Genomic DNA, 26,674 nt, shown 5'->3' on the forward strand with positions numbered 1-26,674 from the left:
ATTTTTGGTAAAAATAACTATAACCAGACGATCTACTTTCTGAGGGCAGTTGAGTTTACACCATGAACACAGCCCTGCTGCTTCAACCCCAAGACTACAGCCTCTTGACCGATCTTTATCAGTTGACTATGTCCGCCTGCTATGTGGGCGAAGAACTGGAGCAGCGATCGGCCAGTTTTGAGTTGTTTGCTCGCAAGTTGCCCAAGGATTTTGGCTATCTGGTGGCGATGGGTTTAGAGCAAGCATTGGACTATTTGGCACAGCTCCACTTTACCTCTGACCAGGTTACTGCCCTGCAATCGACTGGCATCTTTGCCGATGCCCCAGCGCGATTTTGGGAAATGCTGACCGAGGCTCGGTTTAGTGGCGAAGTTTGGGCAGTTCCAGAAGGGACGATCGTTTTTGCGAATGAACCCTTGCTGCGGATCGAAGCTCCCCTCTGGCAGGCGCAGATTGTGGAAACCTATTTGCTCAATGCCCTGAACTATCAAACCCTGATTGCCACCAGAGCCGCCCGATTGCGAGATGTGGCAGGGGAATCAGCCGTCTTACTGGAATTTGGTACTCGTCGCGCCTTTAGTCCCCAGGCTTCCCTCTGGGCAGCTCGTGCAGCCCTGGCGGCCGGATTGAACTCAACGTCCAACGTGTTAGCCGCTTTGCAACTGGGGCAGGTTCCCAGTGGGACGATGGCCCATTCGCTGGTGATGGCCCTCTCGGCCCTGGAAGGGAGCGAAGATCAAGCCTTTACCGCCTTTCACCGCTATTTCCCCGGAGCAGCTCTGCTGATTGACACCTACGATACGATCGCCGCTGCCCAAAACCTGGCCGATCGGGTGAAGGCGGGCGAAATTCAGGTAAATGCGATACGGCTGGATTCAGGGGATTTGGTTACACTGTCCCAACAGGTACGGCAACGGCTGCCAGGAGTGAAGATTTTCGCCAGTGGCGATCTGGATGAGTTTGAGATTGACCGCCTTAAAGCCGCAGGAGCAGCGATTGATGGGTATGGATTGGGAACCAAGTTAGTGACCGGATCACCCGTGAATGGAGTCTATAAGCTGGTTGAAATTGACGGCATCCCCGTTATGAAAACCTCCAGCGGCAAAGTCACCTACCCCGGTCGCAAGCAAATCTTTCGTCGCCATCACCCAGAGCACCCCGAACAATGGGAAGCCGATCGCCTCGCCCTGATTACCGAATCCTCCCAACCTAACGAAACGCCCCTCCTCCAACCCGTCGTCCAACAAGGTCAACGCCTCTATCCCTCCGAAGATCTGGAAACGATCGCCCACCGTACCCGAACCGCCATCCGCACCCTGCCCGATACCATCCGCCGTATCCAATCGCCCACCTCCTACCATCCCGACATTTCCCCTCCCCTCCAAACCCTCACCGAAACCACCCAAACCAAACTTCACATCCCCACTCCCACACCCGCCCCCTAACCACTCCTCTCTCCTCCCTCCTCCTTCCTCTCTCCTCTCTTCTCACTTGTCTCACCCTATGCTTCACATTGCTCTCTTTGGAACCAGTGCTGATCCCCCAACCGCCGGACATCAGGCAATTTTGAAATGGTTGGCCGATCACTACGATCAGGTGGCCGTCTGGGCTTCCGATAATCCCTTTAAGACTCACCAGACTCCCCTGGATCATCGCGCGGCAATGCTGCAATTGCTGATTGATGATATTTATCCGCCTCGGCATAATATTCATTTGCATCTGGAACTGAGCAACCCCAGAGCGTTGATCACGGTCGAACAGGCCCGGCAACAGTGGAAAGATGCGGAGTTTACCCTGGTGATTGGCTCCGATCTGGTTCACCAACTTCCCCGCTGGTATCGCGTGGAGGAGTTACTGCGACAGGTTAAACTATTGGTCGTTCCGCGATCGGGCTATGGGATGACCGAAGCTGATATTCGATCGCTGCGACAAATGGGAGCGACGGTGTCGATCGCAGACTTAACGGTACCCGGAGTGTCTTCAACGTCCTATCGTGAAGAATGTGATCCAGAGATTGTTACCCCTCCGATTGAGGCTTATATTCACCGGGAGCAACTGTACGAATGCCAGGACGCACCCAAAAACCTGTTGACTCATCCACAAAACGCATCCTAGCGGATTTCAAAGTGGGCGTGGATAACGTGATTTTTTCCGTCGATACTGCCCAGAATCAACTCATGGTACTGCTGGTCATGCGCCACGAAGAACCCTTTATGGATCATTGGAGTTTGCCAGGGACATTGGTACGGCAGGGAGAGTCGCTAGAAGATGCAGCCTATCGGGTGTTATCTGAAAAAATTCACGTCGAGAATCTCTATTTGGAACAGCTTTATACCTTTGGTGGGCCAAACCGCGACCCCCGCGAGGCAGCAACCAGCTATGGAACGCGCTACCTGTCGGTCAGTTACTTTGCCCTGGTGCGCTATGCCGAAGCCAAATTGATTGCCGATGGCGGCACGGATATTGCCTGGTATCCCATGAAAGATTTACCGAAACTCGCCTTTGATCATGGGCAAATTCTAGAGTATGGCTATCGTCGCCTGCGGAACAAGCTGGAATACAGTCCGGTGGCCTTTGAGGTATTGCCAGAACACTTTACCCTGAACGACCTGTACCAGCTTTATGCCACTGTTCTGGGGGAAAACTTTTCCGATTACTCCAATTTTCGATCGCGCCTGCTGAAGCTGGGATTTTTGACCGATACCGGAGCCAAAGTCTCACGGGGGCCGGACAACCGGCCAGTTTGTATCGGTTTGATGCCGAAGCCTTTGCTCCGTTTAAAGACAAACCCCTCGTCTTCATCTAAGAATGCATCCAGGCAGTGCCACTCTGTTGAGTCAATCCCATTAATCCTGATAACGATCCCATTTATGAAACTTGCGATCGCTCAACTCAACCCCACGATCGGTGATTTAACCGGTAATATCCAGCAGATTCTAGATGCGGCCCAGCAAGCCACCGCTCAGGGAGTCCGACTTCTGCTCACCCCAGAACTCTCCCTCTGTGGCTATCCCCCCCGTGATCTGCTGATGCAGCAGGCCTTTATTAAGCAGATGGAGCAGGCTCTTAAGCAATTGGCGATCAATCTTCCACCAGGTCTGGCAGTTCTCGTGGGGATCGCTACCCCCAATCCCTCGGCATTTCAAACCGGCGGCAAACCCTTGTTTAATAGCAGTGCCCTCCTGGAAGGGGGTGCAGTCCAGCAGATTTTTCACAAGCGATTGCTTCCCACCTACGATGTGTTTGACGAGGATCGTTACTTTGAACCTGGGAAATCCAAAGACCCCCTGATGTTGGATGGGGTGCGCATTGGGGTGACGATTTGCGAAGATCTGTGGAATGACGAAAACTTTTGGGGCAAACGCAATTACGCCGTGAATCCGATCGCTGAATTAGCTGAAATTGGTGTTGATCTAATCGTTAATCTCTCAGCCTCTCCCTACAGCGTGGGCAAGCAGAAGTTGCGAGAAGCGATGCTGCGTCACGCTGCCCAAACTTACCAGATTCCCATTCTCTACGCCAATCAGGTCGGCGGTAATGATGATCTGATTTTTGATGGCAACAGTGTGGGGTTCGATCGCCAGGGGGAGATGGTGTGTCGCGGGCAGGCATTCGCCACCGATCTAGTCATTGTGGACTATGACTCCGATCACCAGGATTTAAGGATTCACCCAGAAACAATTGCGCCGCAACCGGAACTGGAGGATGCCGAAATCTGGCAGGCCCTCGTCCTGGGGGTCGGGGATTACGTCCGTAAATGCGGATTTGCCAAAGTGGTTCTCGGTTTGAGTGGCGGGATCGACTCCTCCCTGGTGGCCGCGATCGCAGCGGCGGCAGTCGGCCCAGAAAACGTTCTGGGTATTCTCATGCCCTCTCCCTACAGCTCCGATCACTCCGTCAAAGATGCTCTGGAACTGGCTGCCAATCTGGGAATTCAAACGGAAACCCTACCCATTGGCGAATTGATGACCGCCTACGATCGCACCTTCGCAAACTTATTTGCCAACACTGAATTTGGCATTGCCGAGGAAAATATCCAATCTCGGATTCGCGGCAACCTGCTGATGGCCGTCTCTAACAAATTTGGCCATCTGCTGATTTCCACCGGCAACAAATCCGAAATGGCCGTCGGCTACTGCACCCTTTACGGCGATATGAACGGCGGACTGGCAGCCATTGCCGATGTGCCCAAAACCAGAGTCTATTCCATTTGTCGGTGGTTGAATCAAGGCAATTGGGAAGCAGAAGTTAGAAGCCGGAAGCCAGAATTTGGAGATGGTGCGGTGGAGACAGTTCAGCAAAACGTTACCCCACTCCCCACTCCCCACTCCCCACTCCCCACTCCCCACTCCTCATCTCTCACCCCACTCCCCACTCCCCACTCCTCATCTCTCACCCCTCACCCCTCACCCCTCAGTCCTCAGTCCTCAGTCCCCACTCCCCACTCCTCATCTCTCACCCCTCAGTCCTCAGTCCTCAGTCCTCAGTCCTCAGTCCTCAGTCCTCAGTCCCCCATTCCTCCCAACATCCTCGCCAAACCCCCCAGTGCTGAACTGAAGCCAGGACAAATGGATCAGGATTCTTTGCCTTCCTACGAAGTGCTGGATGATATTTTGGAACAGTTGATTCTGGAACATCAATCACCGATCGAGATTGTGGCATCAGGACACGATCGGGACATCGTGGAAAAGGTGGTGAAGCTGGTGAATCGGGCTGAATTTAAGCGCAAGCAGGCTCCCCCTGGATTAAAAGTCACCGATCGCGCCTTTGGAACAGGCTGGCGAATGCCGATTGCGAAAAGGTGGCAGCCGGACTGCCTATCATCCGGTTCGTCATAAATCGTTGGGTCGTAACTTTGCACAACTGGGATTTTTTATGAAATAATAGGGATTTGTGTCTAATTGTTGCCAACTCATAAATTGATAAAGTTATGGCTAAGGGCGTTCGAGTCATCATCACGTTAGAGTGTACGGAATGTCGTACCAATTCCAATAAGCGATCTCCTGGGGTCTCTCGGTATACGACGACCAAAAATCGTCGGAACACCACCAATCGTCTGGAACTGAAAAAGTTCTGTACCCACTGCAATACCCACACTGTGCATAAGGAAATCAAGTAGGCTTCGTGCCATTGATTCACCAAACTGCTGCCCATCCTTTTTTTGCCGTTCATTTCTGACATTAGAATCATGAGCTATTTTCGTCGTCGCGTTTCTCCAATCAAGCCTGGAGAACCTATTGATTACAAAGACGTGGATCTCCTCCGTAAATACATCACTGAGCGAGGAAAAATTCTGCCTCGGCGGATCACAGGTTTAACAGCTAAACAGCAACGAGATTTAACCCAGTCCATCAAACGGGCGCGGATTCTTGCCTTATTACCCTTTGTTAATCGGGAAGGTTGATGCTGGCTAGAGTTAAGGGATAGGGAACCCTTAATATAGATAGGTGCTTAGGTAAAATTGGACTGTTGGCGATCGGGCATCGAACAGTTTCCAGCCTTACACGCCGAGCCTGCCGAGTAGCAAGCTTCTGTCAGTACGGCAAGCCTGTTCAATGGCAATCCAGCAATTAGATCGGTGTACCCCGATCGTTGCCAGCCGTGTTGGCTTTTACCTACGCATTTGCTCCAGATGCCCTAACCCTTACTTAGCTGCGTAATCTCAATGGAGAAGGGAACTTTAGTTGAATTTCGACTGCAAGGTGACAATGCCTCAGACAAGCTGCGCCCACGTCGGCTGGCAGTGGTCGATCGCCCAGAGGGAAAAAAGCACTGGGTTGTGATTGACGAACGAGGACAGTCCTATGTCTTGCATCCTCGGCAGATTAGCTACACCGTCACCGGAGAACCCTATAAGCCAAAGGATATTGACAGCTTTTGGCAGTCGATTCAACCCTACCTTGACCCTTCCAGCCTGGAAGTCGCCTGGGAGTTACTCGTAGAAGACGGCGAGTCCGTTGATCCGTCTGGAATGGCAATGCTGCTATTTTCAGAGCAAAGTCCATCGCTCTGTTACGCTGCTTACTACTTATTATCGGAAGATAAGTTTTACTTTAAGCAGAAAGGTGATCGCTATGAGCCGCGTTCCGCCGCCCAGGTAACGGAATTAAAGCACCAATCTGAGGTAGAAGCACAGCGGGTACAAGAGTGGCAAGGCTTTCTGGAGCGCGTCCAGGCAAGTCTGGCAGGTGAATCAGTAGAATGGCAGAGTAGTGACCGCTCACGCCTCGAAGCCTTGGAACGGTATGCTGTGTTTGCGGAGGAAGCCAACCATCGAACCCCTGCGTTGGAAACATTGACGGCTTTGGGGCGGCAAACTACGGCTCAAGCTGCATTTGAACTTTTGGTGGATCTCCAGCTTTGGACCCCCCACGAAAACTTAATCTTGCGGCGCAGTCAGATTCCCACGCAGTTCAGCAATAAGGTAATTGAAATGGCTCAAGGCCGGATTTCGTCTCCTCCTCCCGATCGTGACCTGAACCGGATTGATTTGACGCATCTCAAGCTTTATACGATCGATGACGAAAGTACCCGCGAAATCGACGATGGTGTGAGCATTGAATTTCTGGAAGATGGCAAGCAACGTCTCTGGATTCACATTGCTGACCCAACCCGATGGGTTTCACCTGGGGATGAGCTAGATCTGGAAGCCCGTCGTCGTTGTACCACTGTGTACCTGCCCACAGGGATGATTCCGATGTTCCCCACGGAACTGGCCACCGGGCCCATGAGCTTGAACCAGGGCACTATCTGCACGTCCCTGAGTTTTGGAGTCGTTTTAGATGAATCGGGCAGCGTTGAGGACTATCAAATCCGTCCCAGTATTGTGAAGCCAACCTATCGGTTAACGTACGAAGATGTAGATGAGATGCTGGAGTTGGGGGTACAGGCAGAACCGGAGCTAGAGGCGATCGCATTCTGGGCAAAGCGTCGCAGTACATGGCGGCAAGCTCAGGGCGCGATTAGCATTCATATCCCGGAGTCCACCATCAAGGTGTGCGATGACGAAATTGTGATCGAGGTTTTGGATGACTCCCTCTCGCGGATGCTGGTGGCGGAGATGATGATTCTGGCAGGAGAGGTAGCTGGACGATACGGGGAAGCTCACAGTCTCGCCTTACCGTTCCGAGGTCAACCCCAGCCGGAACTCCCTTCCGATGAAGAACTTTTACAGTTACCCGCTGGCCCAGTGCGGGATTGTGCCATCCGTCGCTGTATGCCCCGCAGTGAAATTAGTACAACCCCCTTTCGCCACGCCAGCTTAGGGTTAGATAGCTACACTCAGGTGACTTCCCCCATCCGCCGCTATACGGATTTGCTCGCCCATTTTCAAATTAAGGCCCATCTGCGGGGTGAACCCCTCCCCTTTTCTGCCAGTACCACCCAGGAACTGATTCAGTCCGTCAGTTCTACCGCTTACGAAGCCATTTTGGTAGAGCGACAAACCAACCGCTATTGGGGTCTGGAATACTTGCGTCGGCATGCTGATATGGTGTGGCCCTCACTGATGCTGCGGTGGCTGCGAGACTACGAAAACCTGGGGTTAGTCTTAATCGAAGATTTGGGATTGGAAATGGCCATGCGCTTTGCCCGCCCGATCGAAGTTGGCGATCGTCTCCACATCAAAGTGGCCTACGTTGATCCGCGTCAAGATATTATTCAGTTCACAGAAGTCACCCCGTCTACGGCAGAAATGGCGATCGGGTAGGGGAGGAAGAGGGAAGAGGGAAGAGGGAAGAGGGAAATCAGAAAAATGAAAAATGAAGAGGGGCAGAGTATGTTTTGAAGTCTGCTCAATTGCAGGCAGGATACCTTTCAGTTGCAGGCAGGATGCCTGCGCTACAAACAATCAACCTTTTCTCCTCACTCCTCACTCCTCACTCCTCACTCCTCACTCCTCACTCCTCACTCCTCACTCCTCTACCCAGCCAACGACTCTAACCGCTCAAGGGCAGGATGGGTGTACACCTGACAGTGCTGATGGCTTTCTCGGAGTAGATAATCCAGGAATGTCTGAGCTGCGATCGGCAGAGCTTTGTCCTTAAGGAACACAGCATACCACTGATGATGAATCGGAAATCCTTCTACATCCAGCGTCACGAGTTCGGGAGCAGAGCTAACCCGCGACAAACTGTGTAAGGAGAGAACGGATAAACCCAGACCTTCTGCGATCGATTGCTTGATGGCCTCATTATTGTCCAACTCCAACCGCACCTGGGGCACCAGTTCCCGTTCGGCAAACAGAGTTTCGATCGCTTCACGGGTGGCCGAACCTCGCTCGCGCAAAATCAGCGGTTCTTTGACCAGGGTTTCCAGGGAAATATTGCTTTGTTTAGCGAGGGGATGAGCAGCTGGAGCGACCACAGCCAGGGGATTGCAGAGAAACGATCGCGCCTGAATATCACTTCGCTCCGGGAGTTGGCTCAGAATATACAAATCATCTTCATTATCGTTTAGCCGTTCCAATATATTTTTATGCTTATCGATTTCCAGGAAAATATCGACACCTGGATAGGTATGGCAAAAGGGAGCGAGCAGTTTTGGCACAATGTACTGCGCGGTGGTGGTTGCGCCAATCCGCAGTTTACCTGAATCCATGCCTTGCAAATCCAGCAGCGAAGATTCTAGTTGAGCCAGGCGATCGAAGACTGCCTGACAGGTTTCAAACACTGCCTGTCCAGCATCCGTCATGTAGAGCCGCTTGCCGACTTTCTCGAACAAAGGCATTCCCACCGACTTGGAAAGCTGCTTCACCTGCATGGAGACCGTCGGTTGGGTGAGAAACAACTCCTCTGCGGCCCTTGTGAAGTTACAGTGCCGAGCCGTTGCTTCAAAAACCTGTAACTGATGCAAAGTTATCGATTGCCAAAGCAGATTTTTTGAACGATTCGATTGCTTGCTCATACACGCTCCATAACTCGGCATCACTTTGCATCACGCCATTCCCACCAGTAACCAGGAATGTCAGACCGGATGACATTACATTTCATAAGATTACTTTAACAACATTTATATTGCTAAAGTCAACTATTTGTTAGGAAATTATGCTTAGGTGGGAGTGAAGGTAGGCGTGAACGGGGAGCGACGAACCAGTGGCGAAGGGGTGGGCGAGTAAGAGCCTAGAACCTTACCCTTTCCATAATCTGGTCATATTTTTGGGTTAGAAATTGTTCAATTGAAATTGGCTCTACCGAGCCGTTTGGCGGGTGCATCGCTGATTTGTGCAGTAAAGAGCCTGGATAGATGATGCAATCAGCATTAGTCTCACAAAAAAATGCGATCGCATATCGAGCTTTTTGCAGTTGTTGAACATGAGTAATGCGAACCCGATGCGGTGCGCCATACAGCGTGTCACCACTCCAGAGCTGCATCACTTCACTCACAATTACGCCAATATGTCCGGGCGGAATGTCTACAGCAACCCATTCCTGATCAGGCGTTAGAATCTCTAATCCGCCGGTTGTATCGTGCCAGAGTAGGGTGATGCCAGAATAATCCTGATGGGTGCCCAAACGGATGGAGCCAGGAGCTAAGTGAGGAGCTGGAGGGTAGTGTAGTAGCCTCAGGGTACTATTTTTGCCATGTTTGGCAATCAGGCTGTTACTCGGTTGTTGATAGGCCCGTTCGATCGCAGCTAAAACATGATTGGCTTGCCCTTGAAACAGATCAAACACCTGAAACAGCGGTTGAACAACTTGCAGCAAGGCGGCTTGATCTGTCTTATTGGCTTCAGCGGACTGATTGCACTGCCGTGCTTTACGACGGGTTGCCCAGCGGGCATAGACTCCCTGTACAGAATTCAGATCAAAGGCCTCTTTGTAGTCATCTTGACCATTTGCCAACTGTTCTTCCCCCAGCGGCAGAAACACGCCTTGCCAGGGAGAAGGGAGTTGGTGTGCCAGGGCACGCTTTTGTAACTCATTCAGGGCAAAAAAAGCTTTTAAGCAGTCAAGTAACCGTTGTTCCTCCAGCACGGAAACTGTGGGGATATAGGCTGCCCCTACCGTTGTCAGGGCCTTGTGAAGTTGCAGCGCGAACTCAGTTTGATGAAGTGTGGGATCAGGTAGTTCGGGGATGTAAGTTGGCGTTTTCATAACAGATTTCATGAGGGAGGACTATTCTCGATTCTCCAACGATCGCGGCACCTGAAGCCCTAAGGTCAATGCCCTGGCCAGCATAAACAGACTCAACGCCAGCCAGAGCAGCTGAGTACTGCGAGCTTGCCACGCCAGGATCGCCATCGGCGCAAATCCGACCAGAGAAGCAATCAGGCTCGATCGACGTAAAATTTGCCCCCGGGTCAGCCCTAAAAAATAACCGTCCAGCATGTAGGCGATCGAACCAAATCCAAGAATCGGCAACAGCCAGACGACATCCTGAGTCAGGCGATCGAGAATTGCAGCATGATGGGTCAATAAGCCAAAGAGCGAAGTGGGGAGCAGAATCGTGGTGGTGGCAAACAACAATCCTAATCCCAGACTGGCTCCTCCCGAAACCTGCACCAGTCGGGTTAACTGGTGGGTGGCGCGTTGTCCCTGAAACAGTCCCGCTAAACTCTCGGTGGCGAAGGCCAGCCCGTCAATAAAGTAGGCGGCAAAGGTGATCACTTGCAGCATGATCGTATTGGCACTGAGTACCACCGTTCCCAGGATGGAACTGAGATTGGTAAACACTGAGAAAGTTGTAACCAGGGCAAAGGTGCGAATCAAAATATCTCGATTCAGGCTGAAGGCTGCCCGGAGGGTGAGGGGATCATAGAGTTTCGGTGCAACGGCCTGCACCTGTGGCCAGCGGACTTCCCATGCCACCAGCCCCAAACCCACAAACCCCATGAGGTATTGGCTTGCAGCCGTGGCCCAACCCGCCCCCGCACTGCCCCAACCCCATCGCACAATCAACCAGTAGTTCAATAGCACATTGCTACTGCTGGCAATCAAAGAGAGGAGCAAGACCTTGCTACTCTGACTCCGTCCCAAAAACCAGCCAATCAGAACAAACCCCAGCAAATTGACCGGAGCACCCCAAATCAAGGCATCGTAGTATTCCTGTCCTGCTGCCCGTACATCTGGTGCTGCGCTGAGGAGGGTAAACCCCACCCACCGTAACGGGGATTGTAATAACAGGATCAGTAACCCGATCGCCACTGCCAGAATGCCATGCCGCAAGCCAATCAGCAGTACGGTATCCGGTTCCCCTCGTCCTACCGCCTGAGCCGTCATGCCGGTGGTGCTCATCCGCAGGAAGCCAAACGTCCAATACACATAGTTAAAAATAATTGTGGCCAGGGCAACGCCAGCGAGATGGCGAATGTCGGTGAGATGTCCCAGGAACGACACATCAATCAAACCCGCGAGGGGCACCATCAGGTTAGACAGGATATTAACCAGCGACAGGCGGACAAAAAGGGGCAGGAAGGAAGGCGCAGGAGAAGTAGCCAAGCCAGTGGAAGTGAGACATCATTCGTCAACCCTAGCGCGGATTCCCCAAATCCAGATCCTCAATTCAGCCGCAAAGATCAAAATTCAGGTTGCAAGTCATAGTCATAACGAGTATGATTTATATATGCGCAGGAAATGGATTGCGATCGAAACCTGGTTCAGTCCCAGTTGAGTGATCAACCAGAAAACTGCTTCTCCCCTTGCCGAATTTGAGAGCTAAGAACCATTTCAAGGACAGATCTCTCGTAATCTGATTTCAATCATTCTATTCCCACCAAGGAGTAAGAAGGAGACACTATGACAGCTACTTTAGAAACTAAACAAACCGCCGTAATTTCTGCTCTCAACCGTCAGCAAGCGAATACCCTTGTTGCGTACTTGAACTACAAGAAGTACCACTGGTCAACCTACGGACCCTTGTTCCGTGACTTGCATTTGCTGTTTGAAGAGCAGGGCAATGAGGTGTTCGCCACGCTGGACGAGTTGGCAGAGCGCAGCTTGATGATGGACGGCACTCCCGTTGCTGACCCAGCGGATTATCTACCCGCCGCTTCCGTTAAGCCTTCGTCAGGCAAGCTTGCAGTGGATGCCATGATCAAAGAGGCGATCGCCACTCACGAGCTAATCATTGACGAAATGCACAAGGATACAGAAGTTGCCGATGAAGCGGGCGATATCGGTACGGCAGACCTGTTCACGCGGATTGTGCAAATTCACCAGAAACATCGCTGGTTCCTGAAGGAGTTGCTGCGGAAGGGCGATAATTTAGTCTCGTAATTTCAGCGGGCCTGAGGGTTCAGCTTTTATCCAGTGTTGATCTGAACCCTGAAAAATGCTTGGGCTTTAGAACTTGAGATACTGCGGGGGGTAATCCCTCCGCCCTTTTTTGTCTTTTTATTTCTGAACTGCTTATTCAGCGGGGACAGAAAACTGCTCAGTTGGGATTACCGTTACATTCAGCGTAATGGCCCGCTGCATTCGAGTTTGCAGAAAGTCACGCACCAAACCAACCTGTCGCTCAGAAATGGCACCAGCGGCCGCAGACACTTCCAAATCCACCAATAACTTTCCCCGTTGACGCTCCACGGTAAGACTGCGGATATCTTTGTCAGAAAAGGTTAGCGTTTGTTGACGAATCAGTTGGTTGATTTGGGTTCGGGTCTGTTCTCGTATCAATACATCCTGGAAGGATAAGCCTAAGGGAATGCCTAAAATTACCAGGGTGGTCACTGCAACCAGCAGTCCTTTTTGGCCCGATCGATCGAACCATAGCGTTGCAGCAAAAGCACCAGACCACCGCTAAAAACAATTCCGGTCAAGTTGGTCAGAAACAGCAGGAGTGAACCAAACGTAACCGATTGGAGATTCAGGGCAATCCCGATCCCGACCACGCTCAGGGGGGGAACCAGGGCAACGGCGATCGCTACCCCTGGTAGAGCATCAGCAATATCCCGACGAGAGAAAGCAAACGCCCCAGCACTACCCGCCGCCAAAGCCACACCCAGGTCAAGGAGATTAGGACTGGTGCGAGCAATAATTTCAGGAGTGAGCGTTTGAATCCCCACCAATCGGCAAATCACCGCACCGATCGCAATGGACATCAAAGTGCCTGTGATTAAAGATAAGGTCGATCGCCGTAATAGCCGACGATTGGACATGACCACGGAAAACGCCATTCCTAAAATCGGCCCCATTAACGGAGCCACAATCATCGCCCCAATAATAGTCGCAGCACTGTTGGCCAGCAATCCTAATGTGGCAATCACCACTGATAAAGCCAGCAAAACATAGTAAGTCAGAGCAGGTTCAGCAACTTTCCAGAGCTTGCGATTCAGAACGGCTAACGGCATCGGTTTTACGGTTAACCATGCCCAATCGCCGCTATTGCCCTTGCGAATCTCTTCAATGCGACGATTACTCCAGCCCAAAATCCGCTTGAACTTCGTCCTAATCACACCCTTACCTCGAACCAGGACACAGTCGAATATAAGGCGATCGGTTGAGTAAGAGCAAGGTTTGGGCAAGAAGTCCTACCTGAATGCATAGATTCACTCTCTTGCCAAAATCAACTCTTAGTAGTCCTATGTCATAAAGGGTAGAGAAACGTAGGGCAATCATCTCGACTACCAGCCCATGCAGGCAAGATGCCTGCGCTACGGTTGTGCAATTTGCTGCATCGAATTTTTCTTCATCCTTTGCAAAATAATTCGACCGAGTAGAGTGCTAACCACGCAAGACCCTATATCCTCAGCTTTTCACGAATCACAGCTTCTTGATCTCGAAACCCCACCAAAACGGCTTCCCCATTTCGCACAAACAGCGGTCGTTTGAGCAGCATTGCATCATTCGCAAAGGCATCAACCCACTGCGCATCCTGCCAATCGGTTTTCGTATCACCCAACGCCCGGTAGGACTGTCCAGAGGTATTCCGCATGGGCTTAAATCCAAGCGCATTCACCCATTCCTGAATCTGTTGGCGATCGGGTGGATGCTCTTTAGTATTGATGAATTCATATTCTACGCTGTTATCATCCAGCCACTTAAGAGCCTTTTTGCATGTCCCGCAGTTTGGGATGCCATAAACCTGAATCGTCATTCCGGATCATCCTGAAGCAATTCTGACCAGAGCTTATTATTACTGAATGTAGAGTTCGTGTCTAATCATTTAAGAATCCCATGCTACTTTGGGGGTATTCCCCCAGAATTTTTCCATGAGCTACATTCTCAACAATCCTGGTATCGTTTGGGGTTTGCTGCTGGATCATCTCCAAATGACCCTGCTCACCCTGATCATTGCCACTTTGATTGCCCTACCGATCGCCCTTTTAGTCACCCGCTTCCAGTGGCTCAGTGTGCCCGTTTTAGGGTCCTCGGTGTGCTCTACACAGTTCCCAGTTTGGCGTTGATTATTTTACTAATTCCAATTTTTGGACTCAATGCCAATTCGGTGATCGTGGCGATGGTGATTTATACTCAGGTGATTCTGGTGCGAAGTTTAGCCGTTGGATTGCAGTCCATCAAACCGTCCGTCCTGGAAGCGGCAAAGGGCATGGGCATGAATCCCTGGCAGCGATGGTGGCAGATCCAGGTTCCCCTGGTGCTACCCGTCTTCTTAGCAGGCTTGCGAGTTGCAGCGATCGTCGCCGTTGCGATCGCCACGATTGGCGCGAAGTTTGGGGCAGGAGGGGTGGGCACCCTGCTGTTCGATGGTATTGCTCAAGGGCGGTTTGACAAAATTTGGGCGGGGGCGATCGTGGTTTCCCTGCTGGCTTTTGCGATCAATGGCGCGATTCTCACCCTGGAATGGGCTACCAGTCCAGCTCGTCGCATCCAGAGCACCATTAAACAAAAGCAAAAGCTCGATCGAATTTCTCAGGCTGGCTGATGTCAGTCAGGTCAAAGGAGCATGAATTCAATCACCTGTGCAGCGGTTTACTTCGCTGACTGGGCGGGCAAGATGCCCACCCCACAAGAGTTCCAGTTATTAAGTTCGCAATCCCAGGCTTAGGACAAACTAACGCAAAGGTTCAGAACCGCGTTTGTGCTCCTCTGGGAAAAGGGTATCCACATCACAGGGATCATCATCGACAATTTCCTGACGAAGCCAGAGCTGAAACGCTTGGTAAGACCGCATTAGAGTACGATCTAACCACGAAAGTAGGTCTTTGATATCTGTTTGCATGGGGAATCTTGGGGGAGAACTACAAAGCGAGCATGAAATCAGCTACAAACTATCAACTCACAACTCAGTTCACAATGCTAGAAGGCAACGAAACTCAAGACGATGCACCTGGACTAGAAAGTTCCATCCATCGCTATGTTTAGATCGCTAGTACCTCAAACATCCCTGATATTGCATACACAGCACTAGTCTAAACCGCTTGAGCCGGGCAAAGCTCTACCTAATTCATTATTTCCACTGAATCGTTAACTCACTGTGACATACCGCACAAATATTGGGGTAATTGACTAAACCCCTACAAGGTAATATAACAAATCAAAAAGTCGTCATTCCTGAAAACTCGAGCCACTAATTGGGAGGCTGGAGGAACCGCTGGAGAGTTCCTAAACTAATCTCAGCCATCAACGCCAGCAATGCCACTGGAATGGCTCCCACCAGCAGCACCGTATTGTCGTACAGGGCAAATCCCCTCACAATAAAAGTGCCCAGCCCGCCTGCACCAATGAATGCCGCCAGCGTCGCACTGGCAATCACTTCAACGGTTGCGGTTTTGATCCCTGCAATCACGATCGGCAGTGCTAAGGGAATTTCGACTTGCCGGAGGATTTGCCCCGCATCCATCCCCATACCTCGTGCCGCTTCTCGAATCATAGGATCAATGCTGCGGAAGGCAACATCAGTATTGATCAAAATGGGGGGCATGACCAGCAGGGTGAGAGCCAGGACAGCAGACTGAAAGCTCAGACCGAAGTAGGGGATAGCGACAAAGAGCACCGCAATGCTAGGAATGACTCGCAGGGCATTGAAGCTGTTGATCAGCAAGGTTGAAGCAGCCCGCGATCGAGCACTCCAAAGTCCCAGGGGTAAACCCAGCCCCAGACCAATTCCCAGAGGAACCAGCACCAGCAAAAGATGCTGCCAGAAGGCTGAGGTGAGGGCAGACCAGTTATCGGCAGCGTAGGCGAAGGCCTGGGTAAAGATGTTCATGGGGGGAATGTGAAGATGAGGAAATGAGATTGCCAGACCGGGCACTCAAATCTTAGACTAACCAGCCCGTTTCATCGTCGTCATGGCGATGACGGTGTTGCTCGGCCCGATACTGAAGCCGTTGCTTGGACTGCTGCTCACACCATTTTTGAACGGCAGACTCGATCGCCTGAATCCGGTATTGTTCGATCGCTTCCTGACTCAGGTTTGAATCTTCAGCATAGCCCAGCAGTTCATCCACCCAGGCGATCAGCTCGGCATCTAGATCAACGGCAATGCGGGAATTGGGAGACGGAGAATAGGATTGCATCACAAGGTCATAACGTACTAAAAACACCCTATCACTCCTGAGGGATTTGCAATGAAATGGCATCCCAATCCTGCAAGGAATCTTGCGCCCCTGCTGGGTACGTTATTTTTCCACATCCCCCACATCCCCCTTAGCTACCGCTACGGTGTACACACAAGTCATCTGCTCTAGCCACGACTGGGTTTGATCCTCCCTAACCCTCCTTAAAAAGATTTAAAGCCCCCCTTGTTAAGGGGGATTTAGGGGGATCTATCAGGGTTTGAGCCTCTCAGTCAAGATCTGTGTACACGGTAGCTTAGCTACCGCCATCCTCAAATCGATATCCCACCCCAATCACCGTCTTCACAAAGGAGGGATTCGCTGGATCCGGTTCAATCTTTTTGCGCAGCCGGGCCACATGGGTATCTACCACCCGCTCATCGCCGTAAAAGTCACTGCCCCACAGCCGTTCAATCAGCTGAGTTCGGCTCCAGACTCGTCCTGGATAACTCATAAACGTGCTGAGAAGATCAAATTCCAGCGCAGTCAACTCCAGAGGTTCCACCCGATCGTCATCCGAATGGCGATTGGCAGTGCGCTGATCCAGATCAACTGAAAAGTGTCCCGTTTGGTACGTTCGGCTTTGCCCCCCCTGCCTCAGCGTCCGCCGTAACAAAGCCCGAACCCGGGCCACCAGTTCCCGGGGGCTGAAGGGTTTCACCATGTAATCATCTGCCCCAGTGGATAAACCAATGATGCGATCGATTTCTTCTCCCTTGGCCGTCAGCATGAGGATGTAGGGATCCTTACTGCCCGGTTTCTGGCGAATTCGCGCGCAGACCTCCAGTCCATCCAACCCAGGCAGCATTAGATCCAGAATGATCAGATCGGGCTGTTGCTCCTGAAAAACCTGCAATGCCGACAATCCATCCTGACAACTCCGGCAGGAAAACCCTTCTTTTTCCAGGTAAATCTGGATCAATTCAGCAATATCAGCCTCATCCTCAACAATTAAAATATCCATTTTTTGAACTGAATTTCAGGTAAAGTTTTTGCCAGAAGCGGTCTACCGGGGGGCTTTACAACGGCAGGGTTTCGCTCAAGATTGCTCGGTAGAAAGCTTTTACAGATACAAATTCACTACAGATCTTTCAAGAGAGCTAAACTCTCAGCATCCAGGGGCACATGAATTTCCAACCGTTGGGTTTCATCCTGCAACACCAAAACTTGCTGTCCCTTAAGGGTTTGCGTTGACCATTTCGGTTGCTTCAGCGTCACACGCTGGTAGGTCACCTGGGGCAACCCAACCTGGATGACGATCGCTTGTTGGGCTTGAGGATAAATATAAAGCTGCTGCTGAAGATGATCCAGTTCGAGCTTATGAACAGTGGTGTTCCGTTCGTCCTGGGAGTTGGGCTTATGCCAGTACAGCGTGATCCCGCGTACGCTGGGCTGGCTGATTAAAAAGACTTCATCAAAGCGTTGAGGTTCCCAGTTTAGATCGGCAACCTGCCCCGAAGGAGGAAGTAATCGCTGCCGCCAGGTTACTTCCTTGCCGTTCAGCTCTGTCCACCATTGACTAATTCTGGCAAAGTTGCTGGCATTTTCAGGGTGATTGCTGCCCTGTTGCCAGGCGGTTCTTACATGCATAGCTGGACTCCAAGCGAGGGGAGCAAGAATGCGAGGAAACCGTACGCTTTTAACCCAGCACTCTTCTTCTATCTTCGCGCGTTCTTCAGTCTGTGAGTAGGGATATTTCTTTAAAGTTTAAACGGAAGTTTAATCGGAATTGAAGTGAACCAAAGATTAAGCGGGTGGCAAAGCGCGGAGAAACCCACTGGCCTCGCTGGATTGAATAAAATCAGCGGCAGAAAGTGCATTGGGCGCAACATTCTGTAATACGGCGATCGGATTATTGCCCACCCCAATCCAGGTTGAACTGCCCTGGGCGCGTAGGGTCAGATTCCTAAACCGGACGTTATCCAGCAACGCAATTTTGTCAGAATTTTTCCCAGGTCGCCGCACCTGAAACCGCCGAATCTCACTGAAACCAGCCGACTCACCAATCACAAATACATCAACCCCCTTAGCACCCACCAGCGTATCGCTACCCCGTCCACCCTCCAGCAGGTTATTACCCGCCGAAGCCTGCAACAGATCTTGTCCTGCTCCACCCCGCAGCGTATCGTTGCCTTTGCCACCAATCAGGGTGTCGTTCCCCGCACCGCCGACCAGCAGATCATTGCCCACTCCACCCTCCAGGCGATCGTCCCCTCTACCGCCGCGTAGGGTGTCATTCCCCTGCCGTCCCAGCAGTGTATCATTGCCATCTAATCCCAAAATCAGATCATTTCCCTTTGTGCCCCGAAGCTGGTTATCTCTGTTATCGCCTTCGATGCGGTTAGAAGGTGCGGTGGGGAAAGTGGGCCGACCGCTAATTTGATACTGCTGGGCAAAAATGGTCTGTCGCTGACTGGATGAGCCTCCCGAATCCTGGCTGGCCCAGGAGACAACAAAAGTCCCATTATTCTGAACCGCAATGGCAGGTGCATCTTGATTACTGCGCGTCGTGGTGTTGATGCGAATTTCATCGCCAATGCGATCGCCCTCTGCATCAAACTGCTGGGCAAACACACCAAACCCATCGCCATCCCCTCGTCCCCGGTCATCGCTGGCCCAGACCACCGTGAAGTTGCCCTCTGCATCCATGCCAACCGCCGGACTGATTTGATCCCCCCTGGTATTACTGTTCACCCGAAACTCTGAGCCACGCGGATTCCCATTGGGTGCGAACCGTTGGGCATAGATCCCGCTTTTGTCTCCATCCTGGCGATCGCTCTCCCAGGCAACTACAAATGCCCCCGTTATATCCATTGCAAGGGTCGGATTGCGCTGATCGCGGGAGGTAAACGTATTCACCTGAAACTCTGAGCCAACTGAACTCCCGTTACTGAGATACCGTTGGGCGAACACTCCCTTACCACTGCCATCCTGCTGCACACTGTCCCAGGCGATCACAAAATCACCGCTGCGGTTAGTGGCAACCACTGGATTGCTTTGATCGCGGTTCGTGGTAGTGTTGACGCGAAATGGATTTCGTTGAGGACCACCATTGCGGTTGAACCGCTGGGCATAGACTCCCAGTCCACTATTATCCGCGCCAAAGGGATTATTGCGCTGCTGCGTTGCTGCCCAGGTCACAATAAAGGAACCATTTGGCGTGATTGCCACCGAGGGTCTGGTGTGGCTTCCCGTCGTCAAGGCAGCATTAACCCGAAATTCTGAGCCGATCGATTGCCCCTGGGCATCAAACCGTTGGCCATAAACGTTGCGATTGGTGCGATCGCCCACCCAGATCACGACAAAATTGCCATTGCCATCCATCGCCACAGAGGGAGTGTCCTGATCTCCTGCTGTCGTCAGGTTGACCTGAAACTCCGAACCGATCGCTCTGCCATCGTCGCGGTAGAGCCGTCCAAAAATGCCGCTGCCGTCGCCATCTTGCCCCAGACTTTCCCAAACTGTTGCAAAGGTTCCAAAAGAACTGGTGGCGATCGACGGATTGTTTCGATCGCCACTGCCCGCAGCGTTCACTTGAAACTCGGAGCCAACCGGATTCGCTTTCATGACGGTCATCCTAAAAGTTTCTTGGTATATCAAGGGTACTCTATATGTAGCGTTTTATTCTCTTTTTAAAGTTTTTCTACCCTTTATATAGATCATACTTGTCACCAACGCCCGGCCACTGAAGCCAGCAATGAATGTTATAAGTAAAGATAAGTTTAGAATCTGTAGAAAAACAAAACGATTTACGGAGAGGATAGATCTGTGGCAGTCGAAACGCTTGAGAAACGTTCTACAGCCCCTAAACACGCTCCCCGATATAAGGTGTTGCTGCACAATGACGACTTCAATGCCATGGAGTACGTGGTGCAAACGCTTGTGGAAACTGTTTCCAGTTTGACGATTCCACAAGCCGTCAACATTATGATGGAAGCCCATACGAATGGCGTTGCTCTGGTGATTACCTGTGAGCAGGAACACGCTGAGTTTTACTGTGAACGCCTGAAGAATCGCGGGCTGACAAGTACGATCGAGCCGGATGAGTAGGCGGGCTGAGGGCTTGACTAAAAGATGGGGTAGGGTGGCTCGGTGGGCGGCTCCGGTGCGAATCCTGGTGTTTCTTGGTCTGCTGGGAATGTGCTGGTTGCCGTTGGCCGCGCCGATCGCGCTTTTGGTGCCCGATGACAACACAGTCACAATTATCACGATGTCACTGCTGTTTGTGGCATTTCTGGTATTTGTGCCGATTTGGGGCCGATCGGTGCATGGAGAGGCTCGACCGTTGCGGCGGTATGGGTTGGTTGGATCTAAACAGAATGGACTGGAATTGCTGGCGGGGCTGGTTCTGGGAACAGTCAGTCTGCTGGCTATGTTTGGTGTGCAGGCTGGGTTAGGCTGGCTGGAATGGCGATCGGCTGCTCCTTCCTTACCAGGAGTCATTCTGGAAGGGTTGCTGGTGTCCCTGGGGGTGGGGCTGGCGGAGGAGTTGGTGTTTCGGGGTTGGATTTTGGATGAACTCGATCGAGACTATTCCCCGCGCACTGCCCTCTGGAGCAATAGCCTGCTGTTTGCAGCGCTGCATTTCCTGAAGCCGATTCCCGAAATGATTCGCACCTTCCCCCAGTTTCCTGGACTGGTGCTGTTAGGACTGGCCCTCGTTTGGGCCAGGCGATCGACGGTTTCCGCTGCTTCCGCTTCCACCCACAAAACTGCTCAACCTCCGACTGCGGGCCGCCTTGGTTTGCCGATCGGGTTACATGCAGGGCTGGTTTGGGGTTATTACATCATGCAGGTGGGAGAACTGATTCAGTACACAAATCGGGTTCCCGTATGGCTGACGGGGATTGATGGGAATCCTCTGGCAGGGGCGATCGGGCTGCTTTTCCTGGCGGGTATTACGCTCCTGATATATCTGATGTATCGCCGTTCTCATTCCAGAATTCCTGGCTAACTTTTTCCAAATCTCGTAGTGGGTCGTCTTGTTTGTTGACTGGGCAGGCAAGATGCCTACCCTACAAGAATTTCAGTCACCATCATTTTGCAATCGTTCTACTCCCTACTCCTTCCCTTTCTTGCTAGGCTAGAGTAATTGAACTACCCTAACGACCCTCCGCTACGGGTACGCATCCCCAAACCCTCAAGACTATGGCAAACCGCGCAGATGTATCGATGCCTCCTACCGTTAAACGAGTTGCTGGGGCCCTTCGTTGGATTGGCTGGATTAGCTTCTGGACGCAAGTTGCGCTGGGGGTTGTGTCGGCTGTGGTGTTATTGTTTGCGGGTTCAAACCTGAGTGCGCCAACGCAGAATCCCCTGAATCCTGCTGCACCGGCGGCGGCAAATCCGGGGACGGGAGCGGGGCTATTCTTTGCGGTTTTGGGATTAATTAGCTTATTTATTGCGGCGTACTGGGCATTTCGCTACACCCGTCTGGCGCGCCAGTTGAAGACTTCCAGTTCCCAGGCTCGCCCGCGTCGGGGGGATGCGGTGCAGGTGTTGCGGTTTGGGTTGTTGATCAGTCTGGTGGGGTTGGGGCTGACGATTTTGGGAATGCAGGCGATCGCTGGTTCTCTGGTGCTGAAGTCGTTTGAGCAGGGGTTTGCGATTTTCTCTGGAAATCCGCTGCGGTTTATCACGCCGCTTGATTTGTTTGTGGTGCAGGCTGCTGCGAATACGCTGATGGCCCATTTTGTTGGGTTGGTGGCGACGCTCTGGCTGACCCGGACGGTAAATCGGCAGTAGAGTATTAATCAGCAGCATTAGAACAAAATGGTTTAGACTCTGATGACAGTTTGAAACCTGAAGGGAAAACGTTAGTCTATTAGTGACTGGCAACTCTTAGACTGGTATTGAGGATTGATCTGAAATCTGGGAACTGACTCATTCAGCGCAATCCAAAATCCAAACTCTAAAATCCCCCAAGCCTGTATCCTTCATCGTCGTCCAGTAAGATTCCCATGACTGCTCCTTCAGATTTAGAGACTCCATCCAAACAACCGTCATCCATCGCAGGTGCAACTCCAGATGATGAGGATTACCTTGATCAGGCTCCGGGCGATATGGAAATGTCGCTGTTTGACCATTTAGAAGAACTGCGGCTTCGGATTTTCCTGTCGCTGATTGCGGCCTTTATTGGGGTGGTCATTTGCTTTATCTTTGTCAATCCGATCGTTGAACTTTTGGAAGTTCCAGCCCAGGGAGCAACGTTCCTTCAGCTTTCGCCAGGGGAATACTTTTTTGTATCTCTGAAGGTGGCAGGCTATAGTGGATTACTGATCGCCAGCCCATTTGTGCTGTACCAGATCATTCAGTTTGTGCTGCCAGGGCTAACTCGCCGCGAGCGTCGCCTGTTGGGGCCGATCGTCCTGGGGTCTACGGTGCTGTTTGTGGCGGGTTTGGTGTTTGCCTATATTGCCCTGATTCCTGCTGCCCTGAATTTCTTCATCAGCTATGGAGAAGGGGTGGTTGAACAGGCCTGGTCGATCGATCGCTATTTTGAGTTTATTTTGCTGCTGCTGTTCAGTACGGGGTTGGCGTTCCAGATTCCTATTATTCAATTACTGTTGGGGGCACTGGGTATTGTTTCTTCAAAGCAAATGCTCTCTGGCTGGCGATATGTGGTGCTGGGAGCGGCGGTTTTGGGGGCAGTGTTAACTCCTTCAACGGATCCGGTGACGCAAAGCCTTTTGGGAGGAGCGGTGTTAACCCTCTACTTTGGTGGGATTGGGATGGTAATGCTGACGGGTAAGTGAGGGGGCGATCAGAAAGGCTCCCCCAGCAATTTTTGTAAGGTTGTGTAAATGTCTTTTTTATCTCCTTCCTTGCTCTACTTGGACAATGCTTTGGCGCAATTTGGTGACGAACTCGGTATCGGTGAGAATATCGAGGGTTTCGAGTAGTTCAGTCAGTTGGGTATAGCTAAGGGCAGCGATGACAGGAACGCCATCCTGGGTAATGATGATGGGTTCGTCGGTTAGTTCGTCGGGCAGATTGGGGAGTGGTTGTTGCGCCTGGGCGATCGTGAGTTTTTTGGGCATGGATGGGAAGCGATTAGGGTTAGATTTACTATAACCAGCAAAGGAGGTGGGTGGGCATAAAGACGATCGCACCCATTTCGGAATTTCCATGCACCGGGATCGTCCTTCTTCATTGATATTCATCCAGGTTGAATTCTCTGAAAAGGGTCGATCGCCACTCCTGTGCATCTAGAGGAATCGATCGGGTCAGAAGCACTGCCCACCTGCTCGAAGGCTGAGAAATCCGGAAAGATTATCTATGAGGGCTTTGCGTTGTCGTTGAGAATGTCGAGGGATTCAGGCTGCCATGCACTGCGCGACCTATGACATTCTGGAGGACGATCGCAGTTTCTATGGTGAAATTCCAGAGTTGCCAGGGGTGTATGCTACGGCTGAAACGTTGGAGCAGTGCCGCGATCGGCTTCAAGAGGTGTTGGAAGGTTGGATCTTATTGGGTTTACATTTGCAGCACCCGATTCCTGTGCTGGATGAGAATCTGACATTACCGGGAGATGATCCAAGGATTGCTGGGGGACAGAGCCTGAGAATTGTAAATTGAATCATTTGTTTGGTGCTTCTACCTGGTTGACTGGGCGGGCAAGATGCCCACCCCACAAGAGATTAGGAGAACAGGAAGAAGAGATGGGTGAATCTGGTTTTAGGGTGAGGCAGAGGCGGTTGCCGCATTGGGAGTTGGATGGAGCGATTGACTTCATTGCCTTTAATACCTGGGAGAAGTTGGAACTTAGCCCGGAAGCAAGACAGATTGTTTTGGATGCTTGTTTGTTTTTCAATGGCCAGCGATATCAAATATTTGTGCTGGTGGTGATGCCGGATCATGTTCATTTGTTGATTCAGCCTTTGCCAAAATCAGAGCAATCCTTCTGGACTTTGAGCAGCATTATGAACAGTATCAAGGGTTATAGTGCCAAGCAGATTCCTCCTGTCATGAAGCATATTGGTATTGTCTGGCAGGATGAGCGGTTCGATCGCATCATTCGCAGTGAGGCAGAGTTCCAGGACACCTGGGAATACATCGGAACTGTAAATTTCACTGTGCCTGTTGATCCGATAGACTGCCCGCGAATGAATTGCGGGCTATAAAAGCAAGTCCATTGAAATGGACTCAAACTCCCTCTCAGTCTGATTGATCAGACTTTTTTGGGTAGCCCGCGATTCATCGGCGGGCGATCGGGACAACGAAGCTAAGAGCGGAGTGACAAAATCTGGACAGGTTCAATACATCCGGCAAAACCCAGTCACAGCAGGCTTATCCTGCACCCCAGAGTCCTACCCTTTCCTCTGGCAAACCTCCAAGCTGTCTTGATAACTTTCCTCTAGCAAATCTCTTTGTTTCTTGTGGGGTAAGCATCTCTCCCTTTCCTCTCACTCTTATGGGGTGGGCATCTTGCCCGCCCAGTCAACTAAGCCTACTCACCCCTGCAAAAGCTACCAAATCCACAATCCACAAAGTTTACTTCTCATCCATCTCATCCAATCGATGCCGATCGATCGTCTCCTGCTGTTCTGGCTGGTTTAACCATAATTCGATCGCCTCATTGATCAGGGCATTAATCGAGGAATCCCTCATTGCCGCAAGGGTTTTAATCAGACGGTCAACGTCTTCCTCTAAATAAACTCTGACTTCCGGCTTCTTCTTTCGGGGACTCATTTTATTATTTTCGGATAATTTCAATCCTTCTTGCGGTATTGCGGTAAATGCCGTACACTCAATATAAAGTCAAAACACCCTGAACCTTGATGGAATCTGGGCTAACTTTTATTGGAGTTTTCCAACCATGATCACCCTCACCGATGACGAGGTGGCTTTACTGCGAGCCATCCTCACCGCTCTGCGATCGATCAAAGTCCGCGATATCGACAAAGCCCTGGTCATCCTCTCCAAAGGAGAACGCCAACCATGATTGTCCTCACCGACCAACAAGCCCTCACCCTCCATCACCTCCTCACCGCCATCCTGCTCAACGAAACCTACCGCATCTCTGAACTCGAAGATGCGATCGTCTGGACAGCCCCCGAAAACCGACAGATTCTCTGCCCCTTTGACTCCCTCTGGTCAAAAAACCTGGCGCAGGAAATTGTCAGACTGATGAACCAGCCAGGCTAGGAATGCAAATTGAATCATCTAAAACTCTTGTGGGATAGGCAGCGTTTCGACTGAGCTCAAGCCGAAGTCTTACCTGCCCATTCCTCTAAAACTCTTGTGGGGTGGGCAGCGTTTCGACTGAGCTCAAGCCGAAGTCTTGCCCGCCCAGTCATCACAGTCAGGCTACTCTTTTGAGGCGATCGAAGGAGTAGCTTTTGGAGACAGTCAGTAGATCTAAAATGGGTTCGTTTCACAGTGAACCCTGGGGTTGATCCCCCTAAATCCCCCTTAAAAAGGGGGACTTCAACCCTCTTCGGTTTGTGCTGCGCACACGCTCCGCGAACGGTTCCCCCTTTTCAAGGGGGGCTAGGGGAGATCTAAACAAGGCTTGTGATCTACTGACAGTGGCTGATTGAATGGGTGGATCTGGAACAAGCTCCCTATTCCTGCCCGTGCATAGGAACGAAAAAAAGGCTCAAGCATCATTACTTGAACCCTGGAAAATTAATTGATTAACGAATCCTCAAAGGACTGGTTAAGGATAGCAACTGACTGAATCTCACTGTTCATGGGATTCAGCCAAAAGCTTAGGATTAGTAGCTCCGAGAGAAACTATCTCTGCGATTGCCACCCCCAAAAGAACCTCTGTTGTTTTCACGAGGCTTGGCTTTATTGACCTTCAGATCACGTCCCATCCATTCTGCTCCATCTAAAGCATCAATGGCAGACTGCTCTTCAGCGTCATTCTCCATTTCCACAAAACCAAAACCACGCATCCGACCCGTCTCACGGTCAGTTGGCAACTGGACACGCTTAACAGAGCCATATTCTGCGAATACAGCCGTGATATCCTCTTCGCTCACCTGATAGGACAGGTTACCAATGTAAATTGACATGAACTAATCTCCAAGATTTAGAAATGTATCGAGAGTGAGATTTCGGAGAGAAGCCTGCCAATACCAAACGTAGAAAAACTTTCAATACTTGAAACAAAAGCTGCAACCGATTACTTATTCTCAACCACCATACTAGCACTAGAAAAAAATAATGGGAGAATATTTTTCTGAGTCAATCGCTTTGCTCACCGATCGC

The 26,674-nt window shown here is 51.3% G+C and carries 32 protein-coding genes and 1 pseudogene; 19 read left to right on the forward strand and 14 right to left on the reverse strand.

Features of this window, described 5'->3' with window-relative positions; translation table 11 throughout:
* Window positions 1–62 precede the first annotated feature (62 nt).
* The 7 genes and pseudogenes from ACM1PF_RS16630 (at window position 63) to ACM1PF_RS16660 (ending at window position 7,708) form a co-directional block, all read left to right on the forward strand.
* Window positions 63–1,445: a nicotinate phosphoribosyltransferase gene (locus tag ACM1PF_RS16630; RefSeq protein WP_416676395.1), complete on the forward strand. Its 1,383-nt coding sequence runs from the start codon at window positions 63–65 to the stop codon at window positions 1,443–1,445.
* A gap of 58 nt (window positions 1,446–1,503) precedes the next feature.
* A complete protein-coding gene (locus ACM1PF_RS16635; RefSeq protein WP_416676396.1) occupies window positions 1,504–2,115 on the forward strand; it encodes a nicotinate-nucleotide adenylyltransferase in 612 nt (203 codons plus the stop codon).
* A 98-nt stretch (window positions 2,116–2,213) separates the two neighbouring features.
* A pseudogene (locus ACM1PF_RS16640) lies at window positions 2,214–2,806 on the forward strand (NUDIX hydrolase).
* A 64-nt stretch (window positions 2,807–2,870) separates the two neighbouring features.
* The gene (locus tag ACM1PF_RS16645) at window positions 2,871–4,838 is read left to right on the forward strand and encodes an NAD+ synthase (protein ID WP_416676397.1); all 1,968 of its coding nucleotides are present in this window, start codon (window positions 2,871–2,873) and stop codon (window positions 4,836–4,838) included.
* 92 nt (window positions 4,839–4,930) lie between these two features.
* A complete protein-coding gene (rpmG, locus tag ACM1PF_RS16650) occupies window positions 4,931–5,119 on the forward strand; it encodes a 50S ribosomal protein L33 (protein ID WP_416676398.1) in 189 nt (62 codons plus the stop codon).
* 69 nt (window positions 5,120–5,188) lie between these two features.
* Window positions 5,189–5,404, forward strand: coding sequence for a 30S ribosomal protein S18 (gene rpsR, locus ACM1PF_RS16655; protein ID WP_416676399.1), 216 nt, complete (start codon window positions 5,189–5,191; stop codon window positions 5,402–5,404).
* 261 nt (window positions 5,405–5,665) lie between these two features.
* Window positions 5,666–7,708: a ribonuclease catalytic domain-containing protein gene (locus ACM1PF_RS16660; protein ID WP_416676400.1), complete on the forward strand. Its 2,043-nt coding sequence runs from the start codon at window positions 5,666–5,668 to the stop codon at window positions 7,706–7,708.
* Window positions 7,709–7,920: 212 nt separating this feature from the next.
* Here ACM1PF_RS16660 and ACM1PF_RS16665 read toward each other — a convergent pair whose 3' ends face one another.
* From ACM1PF_RS16665 to gntT, 3 genes are all read right to left on the reverse strand, one after another.
* Complete coding sequence (locus ACM1PF_RS16665; protein WP_416676401.1) at window positions 7,921–8,853, reverse strand: LysR substrate-binding domain-containing protein; 933 nt, start codon at window positions 8,851–8,853, stop codon at window positions 7,921–7,923.
* Between the two features lie 266 nt (window positions 8,854–9,119).
* Window positions 9,120–10,094, reverse strand: a complete 975-nt coding sequence (locus tag ACM1PF_RS16670) for a 2OG-Fe(II) oxygenase family protein (protein ID WP_416676402.1) — start codon at window positions 10,092–10,094, stop codon at window positions 9,120–9,122.
* Between the two features lie 21 nt (window positions 10,095–10,115).
* Complete coding sequence (gene gntT / locus ACM1PF_RS16675) at window positions 10,116–11,438, reverse strand: guanitoxin biosynthesis MATE family efflux transporter GntT (protein WP_416676403.1); 1,323 nt, start codon at window positions 11,436–11,438, stop codon at window positions 10,116–10,118.
* Between the two features lie 297 nt (window positions 11,439–11,735).
* Here gntT and ACM1PF_RS16680 point away from each other — a divergent pair, with 297 nt between their 5' ends.
* Window positions 11,736–12,215, forward strand: a complete 480-nt coding sequence (locus ACM1PF_RS16680; RefSeq protein ID WP_416676404.1) for a Dps family protein — start codon at window positions 11,736–11,738, stop codon at window positions 12,213–12,215.
* Window positions 12,216–12,347: 132 nt separating this feature from the next.
* On the opposite strand, the gene ACM1PF_RS16685 is transcribed toward ACM1PF_RS16680, so the two are convergent.
* From ACM1PF_RS16685 to ACM1PF_RS16695, 3 genes are all read right to left on the reverse strand, one after another.
* On the reverse strand, window positions 12,348–12,668 hold the full coding sequence (locus ACM1PF_RS16685; RefSeq protein WP_416676405.1) for a hypothetical protein: 321 nt from the start codon (window positions 12,666–12,668) through the stop codon (window positions 12,348–12,350).
* Window positions 12,665–13,393, reverse strand: a complete 729-nt coding sequence (locus ACM1PF_RS16690) for a TIGR00341 family protein (RefSeq protein WP_416676406.1) — start codon at window positions 13,391–13,393, stop codon at window positions 12,665–12,667. Before ACM1PF_RS16690 ends, ACM1PF_RS16685 begins: the two co-directional genes overlap by 4 nt.
* Before the next feature lie 284 nt (window positions 13,394–13,677).
* The gene (locus ACM1PF_RS16695) at window positions 13,678–14,034 is read right to left on the reverse strand and encodes a Spx/MgsR family RNA polymerase-binding regulatory protein (protein WP_416676407.1); all 357 of its coding nucleotides are present in this window, start codon (window positions 14,032–14,034) and stop codon (window positions 13,678–13,680) included.
* 115 nt (window positions 14,035–14,149) lie between these two features.
* Between ACM1PF_RS16695 and ACM1PF_RS16700 the strand changes: the two genes are divergently transcribed.
* Window positions 14,150–14,344, forward strand: coding sequence for a hypothetical protein (locus ACM1PF_RS16700; RefSeq protein ID WP_416676408.1), 195 nt, complete (start codon window positions 14,150–14,152; stop codon window positions 14,342–14,344).
* The gene (locus tag ACM1PF_RS16705; RefSeq protein WP_416676409.1) at window positions 14,314–14,823 is read left to right on the forward strand and encodes an ABC transporter permease; all 510 of its coding nucleotides are present in this window, start codon (window positions 14,314–14,316) and stop codon (window positions 14,821–14,823) included. The genes ACM1PF_RS16700 and ACM1PF_RS16705 overlap by 31 nt, the downstream gene beginning before the upstream one ends.
* Before the next feature lie 645 nt (window positions 14,824–15,468).
* Here ACM1PF_RS16705 and ACM1PF_RS16710 read toward each other — a convergent pair.
* The 5 genes from ACM1PF_RS16710 to ACM1PF_RS16730 all read right to left on the reverse strand — a co-directional run bounded on the left by ACM1PF_RS16710 (window position 15,469) and on the right by ACM1PF_RS16730 (window position 20,032).
* Window positions 15,469–16,107 carry an ABC transporter permease gene (locus ACM1PF_RS16710; RefSeq protein WP_416676410.1) on the reverse strand — a complete coding sequence of 213 codons (639 nt, stop codon included), beginning with the start codon at window positions 16,105–16,107 and terminating at the stop codon, window positions 15,469–15,471.
* 52 nt (window positions 16,108–16,159) lie between these two features.
* Window positions 16,160–16,417 carry a hypothetical protein gene (locus tag ACM1PF_RS16715; protein WP_416676411.1) on the reverse strand — a complete coding sequence of 86 codons (258 nt, stop codon included), beginning with the start codon at window positions 16,415–16,417 and terminating at the stop codon, window positions 16,160–16,162.
* 295 nt (window positions 16,418–16,712) lie between these two features.
* On the reverse strand, window positions 16,713–17,420 hold the full coding sequence (locus ACM1PF_RS16720; protein ID WP_416676412.1) for a response regulator: 708 nt from the start codon (window positions 17,418–17,420) through the stop codon (window positions 16,713–16,715).
* A gap of 116 nt (window positions 17,421–17,536) precedes the next feature.
* Entirely contained in the window at window positions 17,537–18,046 is a 510-nt protein-coding gene (locus ACM1PF_RS16725; RefSeq protein WP_416676413.1) for a hypothetical protein, read from the reverse strand.
* A 156-nt stretch (window positions 18,047–18,202) separates the two neighbouring features.
* On the reverse strand, window positions 18,203–20,032 hold the full coding sequence (locus ACM1PF_RS16730; RefSeq protein WP_416676414.1) for a calcium-binding protein: 1,830 nt from the start codon (window positions 20,030–20,032) through the stop codon (window positions 18,203–18,205).
* Window positions 20,033–20,224: 192 nt separating this feature from the next.
* Here ACM1PF_RS16730 and clpS point away from each other — a divergent pair, with 192 nt between their 5' ends.
* The 4 genes from clpS (at window position 20,225) to tatC (ending at window position 23,211) form a co-directional block, all read left to right on the forward strand.
* Entirely contained in the window at window positions 20,225–20,506 is a 282-nt protein-coding gene (clpS, locus tag ACM1PF_RS16735) for an ATP-dependent Clp protease adapter ClpS (protein ID WP_416676415.1), read from the forward strand.
* Between the two features lie 13 nt (window positions 20,507–20,519).
* Window positions 20,520–21,410, forward strand: a complete 891-nt coding sequence (locus ACM1PF_RS16740; RefSeq protein WP_416676416.1) for a CPBP family intramembrane glutamic endopeptidase — start codon at window positions 20,520–20,522, stop codon at window positions 21,408–21,410.
* Window positions 21,411–21,604: 194 nt separating this feature from the next.
* Window positions 21,605–22,201 (forward strand): DUF3611 family protein, encoded by a 597-nt coding sequence (locus tag ACM1PF_RS16745; RefSeq protein ID WP_416676417.1) that lies wholly within the window; start codon window positions 21,605–21,607, stop codon window positions 22,199–22,201.
* 215 nt (window positions 22,202–22,416) lie between these two features.
* Complete coding sequence (gene tatC, locus ACM1PF_RS16750; protein WP_416676418.1) at window positions 22,417–23,211, forward strand: twin-arginine translocase subunit TatC; 795 nt, start codon at window positions 22,417–22,419, stop codon at window positions 23,209–23,211.
* 57 nt (window positions 23,212–23,268) lie between these two features.
* On the opposite strand, the gene ACM1PF_RS16755 is transcribed toward tatC, so the two are convergent.
* Window positions 23,269–23,586 (reverse strand): type II toxin-antitoxin system Phd/YefM family antitoxin, encoded by a 318-nt coding sequence (locus tag ACM1PF_RS16755; RefSeq protein ID WP_416676419.1) that lies wholly within the window; start codon window positions 23,584–23,586, stop codon window positions 23,269–23,271.
* 196 nt (window positions 23,587–23,782) lie between these two features.
* Here ACM1PF_RS16755 and ACM1PF_RS16760 point away from each other — a divergent pair, with 196 nt between their 5' ends.
* The 3 genes from ACM1PF_RS16760 to ACM1PF_RS16770 all read left to right on the forward strand — a co-directional run bounded on the left by ACM1PF_RS16760 (window position 23,783) and on the right by ACM1PF_RS16770 (window position 24,802).
* Entirely contained in the window at window positions 23,783–24,034 is a 252-nt protein-coding gene (locus tag ACM1PF_RS16760; protein ID WP_416676420.1) for a type II toxin-antitoxin system HicB family antitoxin, read from the forward strand.
* A gap of 83 nt (window positions 24,035–24,117) precedes the next feature.
* Window positions 24,118–24,579: a transposase gene (locus ACM1PF_RS16765; protein WP_416676687.1), complete on the forward strand. Its 462-nt coding sequence runs from the start codon at window positions 24,118–24,120 to the stop codon at window positions 24,577–24,579.
* Between the two features lie 43 nt (window positions 24,580–24,622).
* Window positions 24,623–24,802: a hypothetical protein gene (locus tag ACM1PF_RS16770; protein ID WP_416676421.1), complete on the forward strand. Its 180-nt coding sequence runs from the start codon at window positions 24,623–24,625 to the stop codon at window positions 24,800–24,802.
* A 147-nt stretch (window positions 24,803–24,949) separates the two neighbouring features.
* Here ACM1PF_RS16770 and ACM1PF_RS16775 read toward each other — a convergent pair whose 3' ends face one another.
* A complete protein-coding gene (locus ACM1PF_RS16775; RefSeq protein WP_416676422.1) occupies window positions 24,950–25,147 on the reverse strand; it encodes a ribbon-helix-helix protein, CopG family in 198 nt (65 codons plus the stop codon).
* 127 nt (window positions 25,148–25,274) lie between these two features.
* Between ACM1PF_RS16775 and ACM1PF_RS16780 the strand changes: the two genes are divergently transcribed.
* On the forward strand, window positions 25,275–25,400 hold the full coding sequence (locus tag ACM1PF_RS16780; RefSeq protein WP_416672337.1) for a hypothetical protein: 126 nt from the start codon (window positions 25,275–25,277) through the stop codon (window positions 25,398–25,400).
* On the forward strand, window positions 25,397–25,603 hold the full coding sequence (locus tag ACM1PF_RS16785; RefSeq protein WP_106175589.1) for a hypothetical protein: 207 nt from the start codon (window positions 25,397–25,399) through the stop codon (window positions 25,601–25,603). The genes ACM1PF_RS16780 and ACM1PF_RS16785 overlap by 4 nt, the downstream gene beginning before the upstream one ends.
* Before the next feature lie 572 nt (window positions 25,604–26,175).
* Here the strand turns inward: ACM1PF_RS16785 and ACM1PF_RS16790 are convergent.
* Window positions 26,176–26,478, reverse strand: coding sequence for an RNA recognition motif domain-containing protein (locus tag ACM1PF_RS16790; RefSeq protein ID WP_416676423.1), 303 nt, complete (start codon window positions 26,476–26,478; stop codon window positions 26,176–26,178).
* Between the last annotated feature and the right edge of the window lie 196 nt (window positions 26,479–26,674).

The organism is Egbenema bharatensis FJBBOT/2019 (assembly GCF_048077055.1).
GTDB classification, from domain to species: domain Bacteria; phylum Cyanobacteriota; class Cyanobacteriia; order Elainellales; family Elainellaceae; genus Egbenema; species Egbenema bharatensis.

Excerpts from the sequence above, each read along its gene's own strand:
- ACM1PF_RS16630 (WP_416676395.1), top strand. The coding sequence starts at position 63 with ATGAACACAGCCCTGCTGCTTCAACCCCAAGACTACAGCCTCTTGACC.
- ACM1PF_RS16635 (WP_416676396.1), top strand. The coding sequence starts at position 1,504 with ATGCTTCACATTGCTCTCTTTGGAACCAGTGCTGATCCCCCAACCGCC.
- ACM1PF_RS16645 (WP_416676397.1), top strand. The coding sequence starts at position 2,871 with ATGAAACTTGCGATCGCTCAACTCAACCCCACGATCGGTGATTTAACC.
- rpmG (WP_416676398.1), top strand. The coding sequence starts at position 4,931 with ATGGCTAAGGGCGTTCGAGTCATCATCACGTTAGAGTGTACGGAATGT.
- rpsR (WP_416676399.1), top strand. The coding sequence starts at position 5,189 with ATGAGCTATTTTCGTCGTCGCGTTTCTCCAATCAAGCCTGGAGAACCT.
- ACM1PF_RS16660 (WP_416676400.1), top strand. The coding sequence starts at position 5,666 with ATGGAGAAGGGAACTTTAGTTGAATTTCGACTGCAAGGTGACAATGCC.
- ACM1PF_RS16670 (WP_416676402.1), bottom strand. The coding sequence starts at position 10,094 with ATGAAAACGCCAACTTACATCCCCGAACTACCTGATCCCACACTTCAT.
- ACM1PF_RS16680 (WP_416676404.1), top strand. The coding sequence starts at position 11,736 with ATGACAGCTACTTTAGAAACTAAACAAACCGCCGTAATTTCTGCTCTC.
- ACM1PF_RS16695 (WP_416676407.1), bottom strand. The coding sequence starts at position 14,034 with ATGACGATTCAGGTTTATGGCATCCCAAACTGCGGGACATGCAAAAAG.
- ACM1PF_RS16700 (WP_416676408.1), top strand. The coding sequence starts at position 14,150 with ATGAGCTACATTCTCAACAATCCTGGTATCGTTTGGGGTTTGCTGCTG.
- ACM1PF_RS16710 (WP_416676410.1), bottom strand. The coding sequence starts at position 16,107 with ATGAACATCTTTACCCAGGCCTTCGCCTACGCTGCCGATAACTGGTCT.
- ACM1PF_RS16715 (WP_416676411.1), bottom strand. The coding sequence starts at position 16,417 with ATGCAATCCTATTCTCCGTCTCCCAATTCCCGCATTGCCGTTGATCTA.
- ACM1PF_RS16720 (WP_416676412.1), bottom strand. The coding sequence starts at position 17,420 with ATGGATATTTTAATTGTTGAGGATGAGGCTGATATTGCTGAATTGATC.
- ACM1PF_RS16725 (WP_416676413.1), bottom strand. The coding sequence starts at position 18,046 with ATGCATGTAAGAACCGCCTGGCAACAGGGCAGCAATCACCCTGAAAAT.
- ACM1PF_RS16730 (WP_416676414.1), bottom strand. The coding sequence starts at position 20,032 with ATGACCGTCATGAAAGCGAATCCGGTTGGCTCCGAGTTTCAAGTGAAC.
- ACM1PF_RS16745 (WP_416676417.1), top strand. The coding sequence starts at position 21,605 with ATGGCAAACCGCGCAGATGTATCGATGCCTCCTACCGTTAAACGAGTT.
- tatC (WP_416676418.1), top strand. The coding sequence starts at position 22,417 with ATGACTGCTCCTTCAGATTTAGAGACTCCATCCAAACAACCGTCATCC.
- ACM1PF_RS16755 (WP_416676419.1), bottom strand. The coding sequence starts at position 23,586 with ATGGAAATTCCGAAATGGGTGCGATCGTCTTTATGCCCACCCACCTCC.
- ACM1PF_RS16760 (WP_416676420.1), top strand. The coding sequence starts at position 23,783 with ATGCACTGCGCGACCTATGACATTCTGGAGGACGATCGCAGTTTCTAT.
- ACM1PF_RS16765 (WP_416676687.1), top strand. The coding sequence starts at position 24,118 with ATGGGTGAATCTGGTTTTAGGGTGAGGCAGAGGCGGTTGCCGCATTGG.
- ACM1PF_RS16775 (WP_416676422.1), bottom strand. The coding sequence starts at position 25,147 with ATGAGTCCCCGAAAGAAGAAGCCGGAAGTCAGAGTTTATTTAGAGGAA.
- ACM1PF_RS16780 (WP_416672337.1), top strand. The coding sequence starts at position 25,275 with ATGATCACCCTCACCGATGACGAGGTGGCTTTACTGCGAGCCATCCTC.
- ACM1PF_RS16785 (WP_106175589.1), top strand. The coding sequence starts at position 25,397 with ATGATTGTCCTCACCGACCAACAAGCCCTCACCCTCCATCACCTCCTC.
- ACM1PF_RS16790 (WP_416676423.1), bottom strand. The coding sequence starts at position 26,478 with ATGTCAATTTACATTGGTAACCTGTCCTATCAGGTGAGCGAAGAGGAT.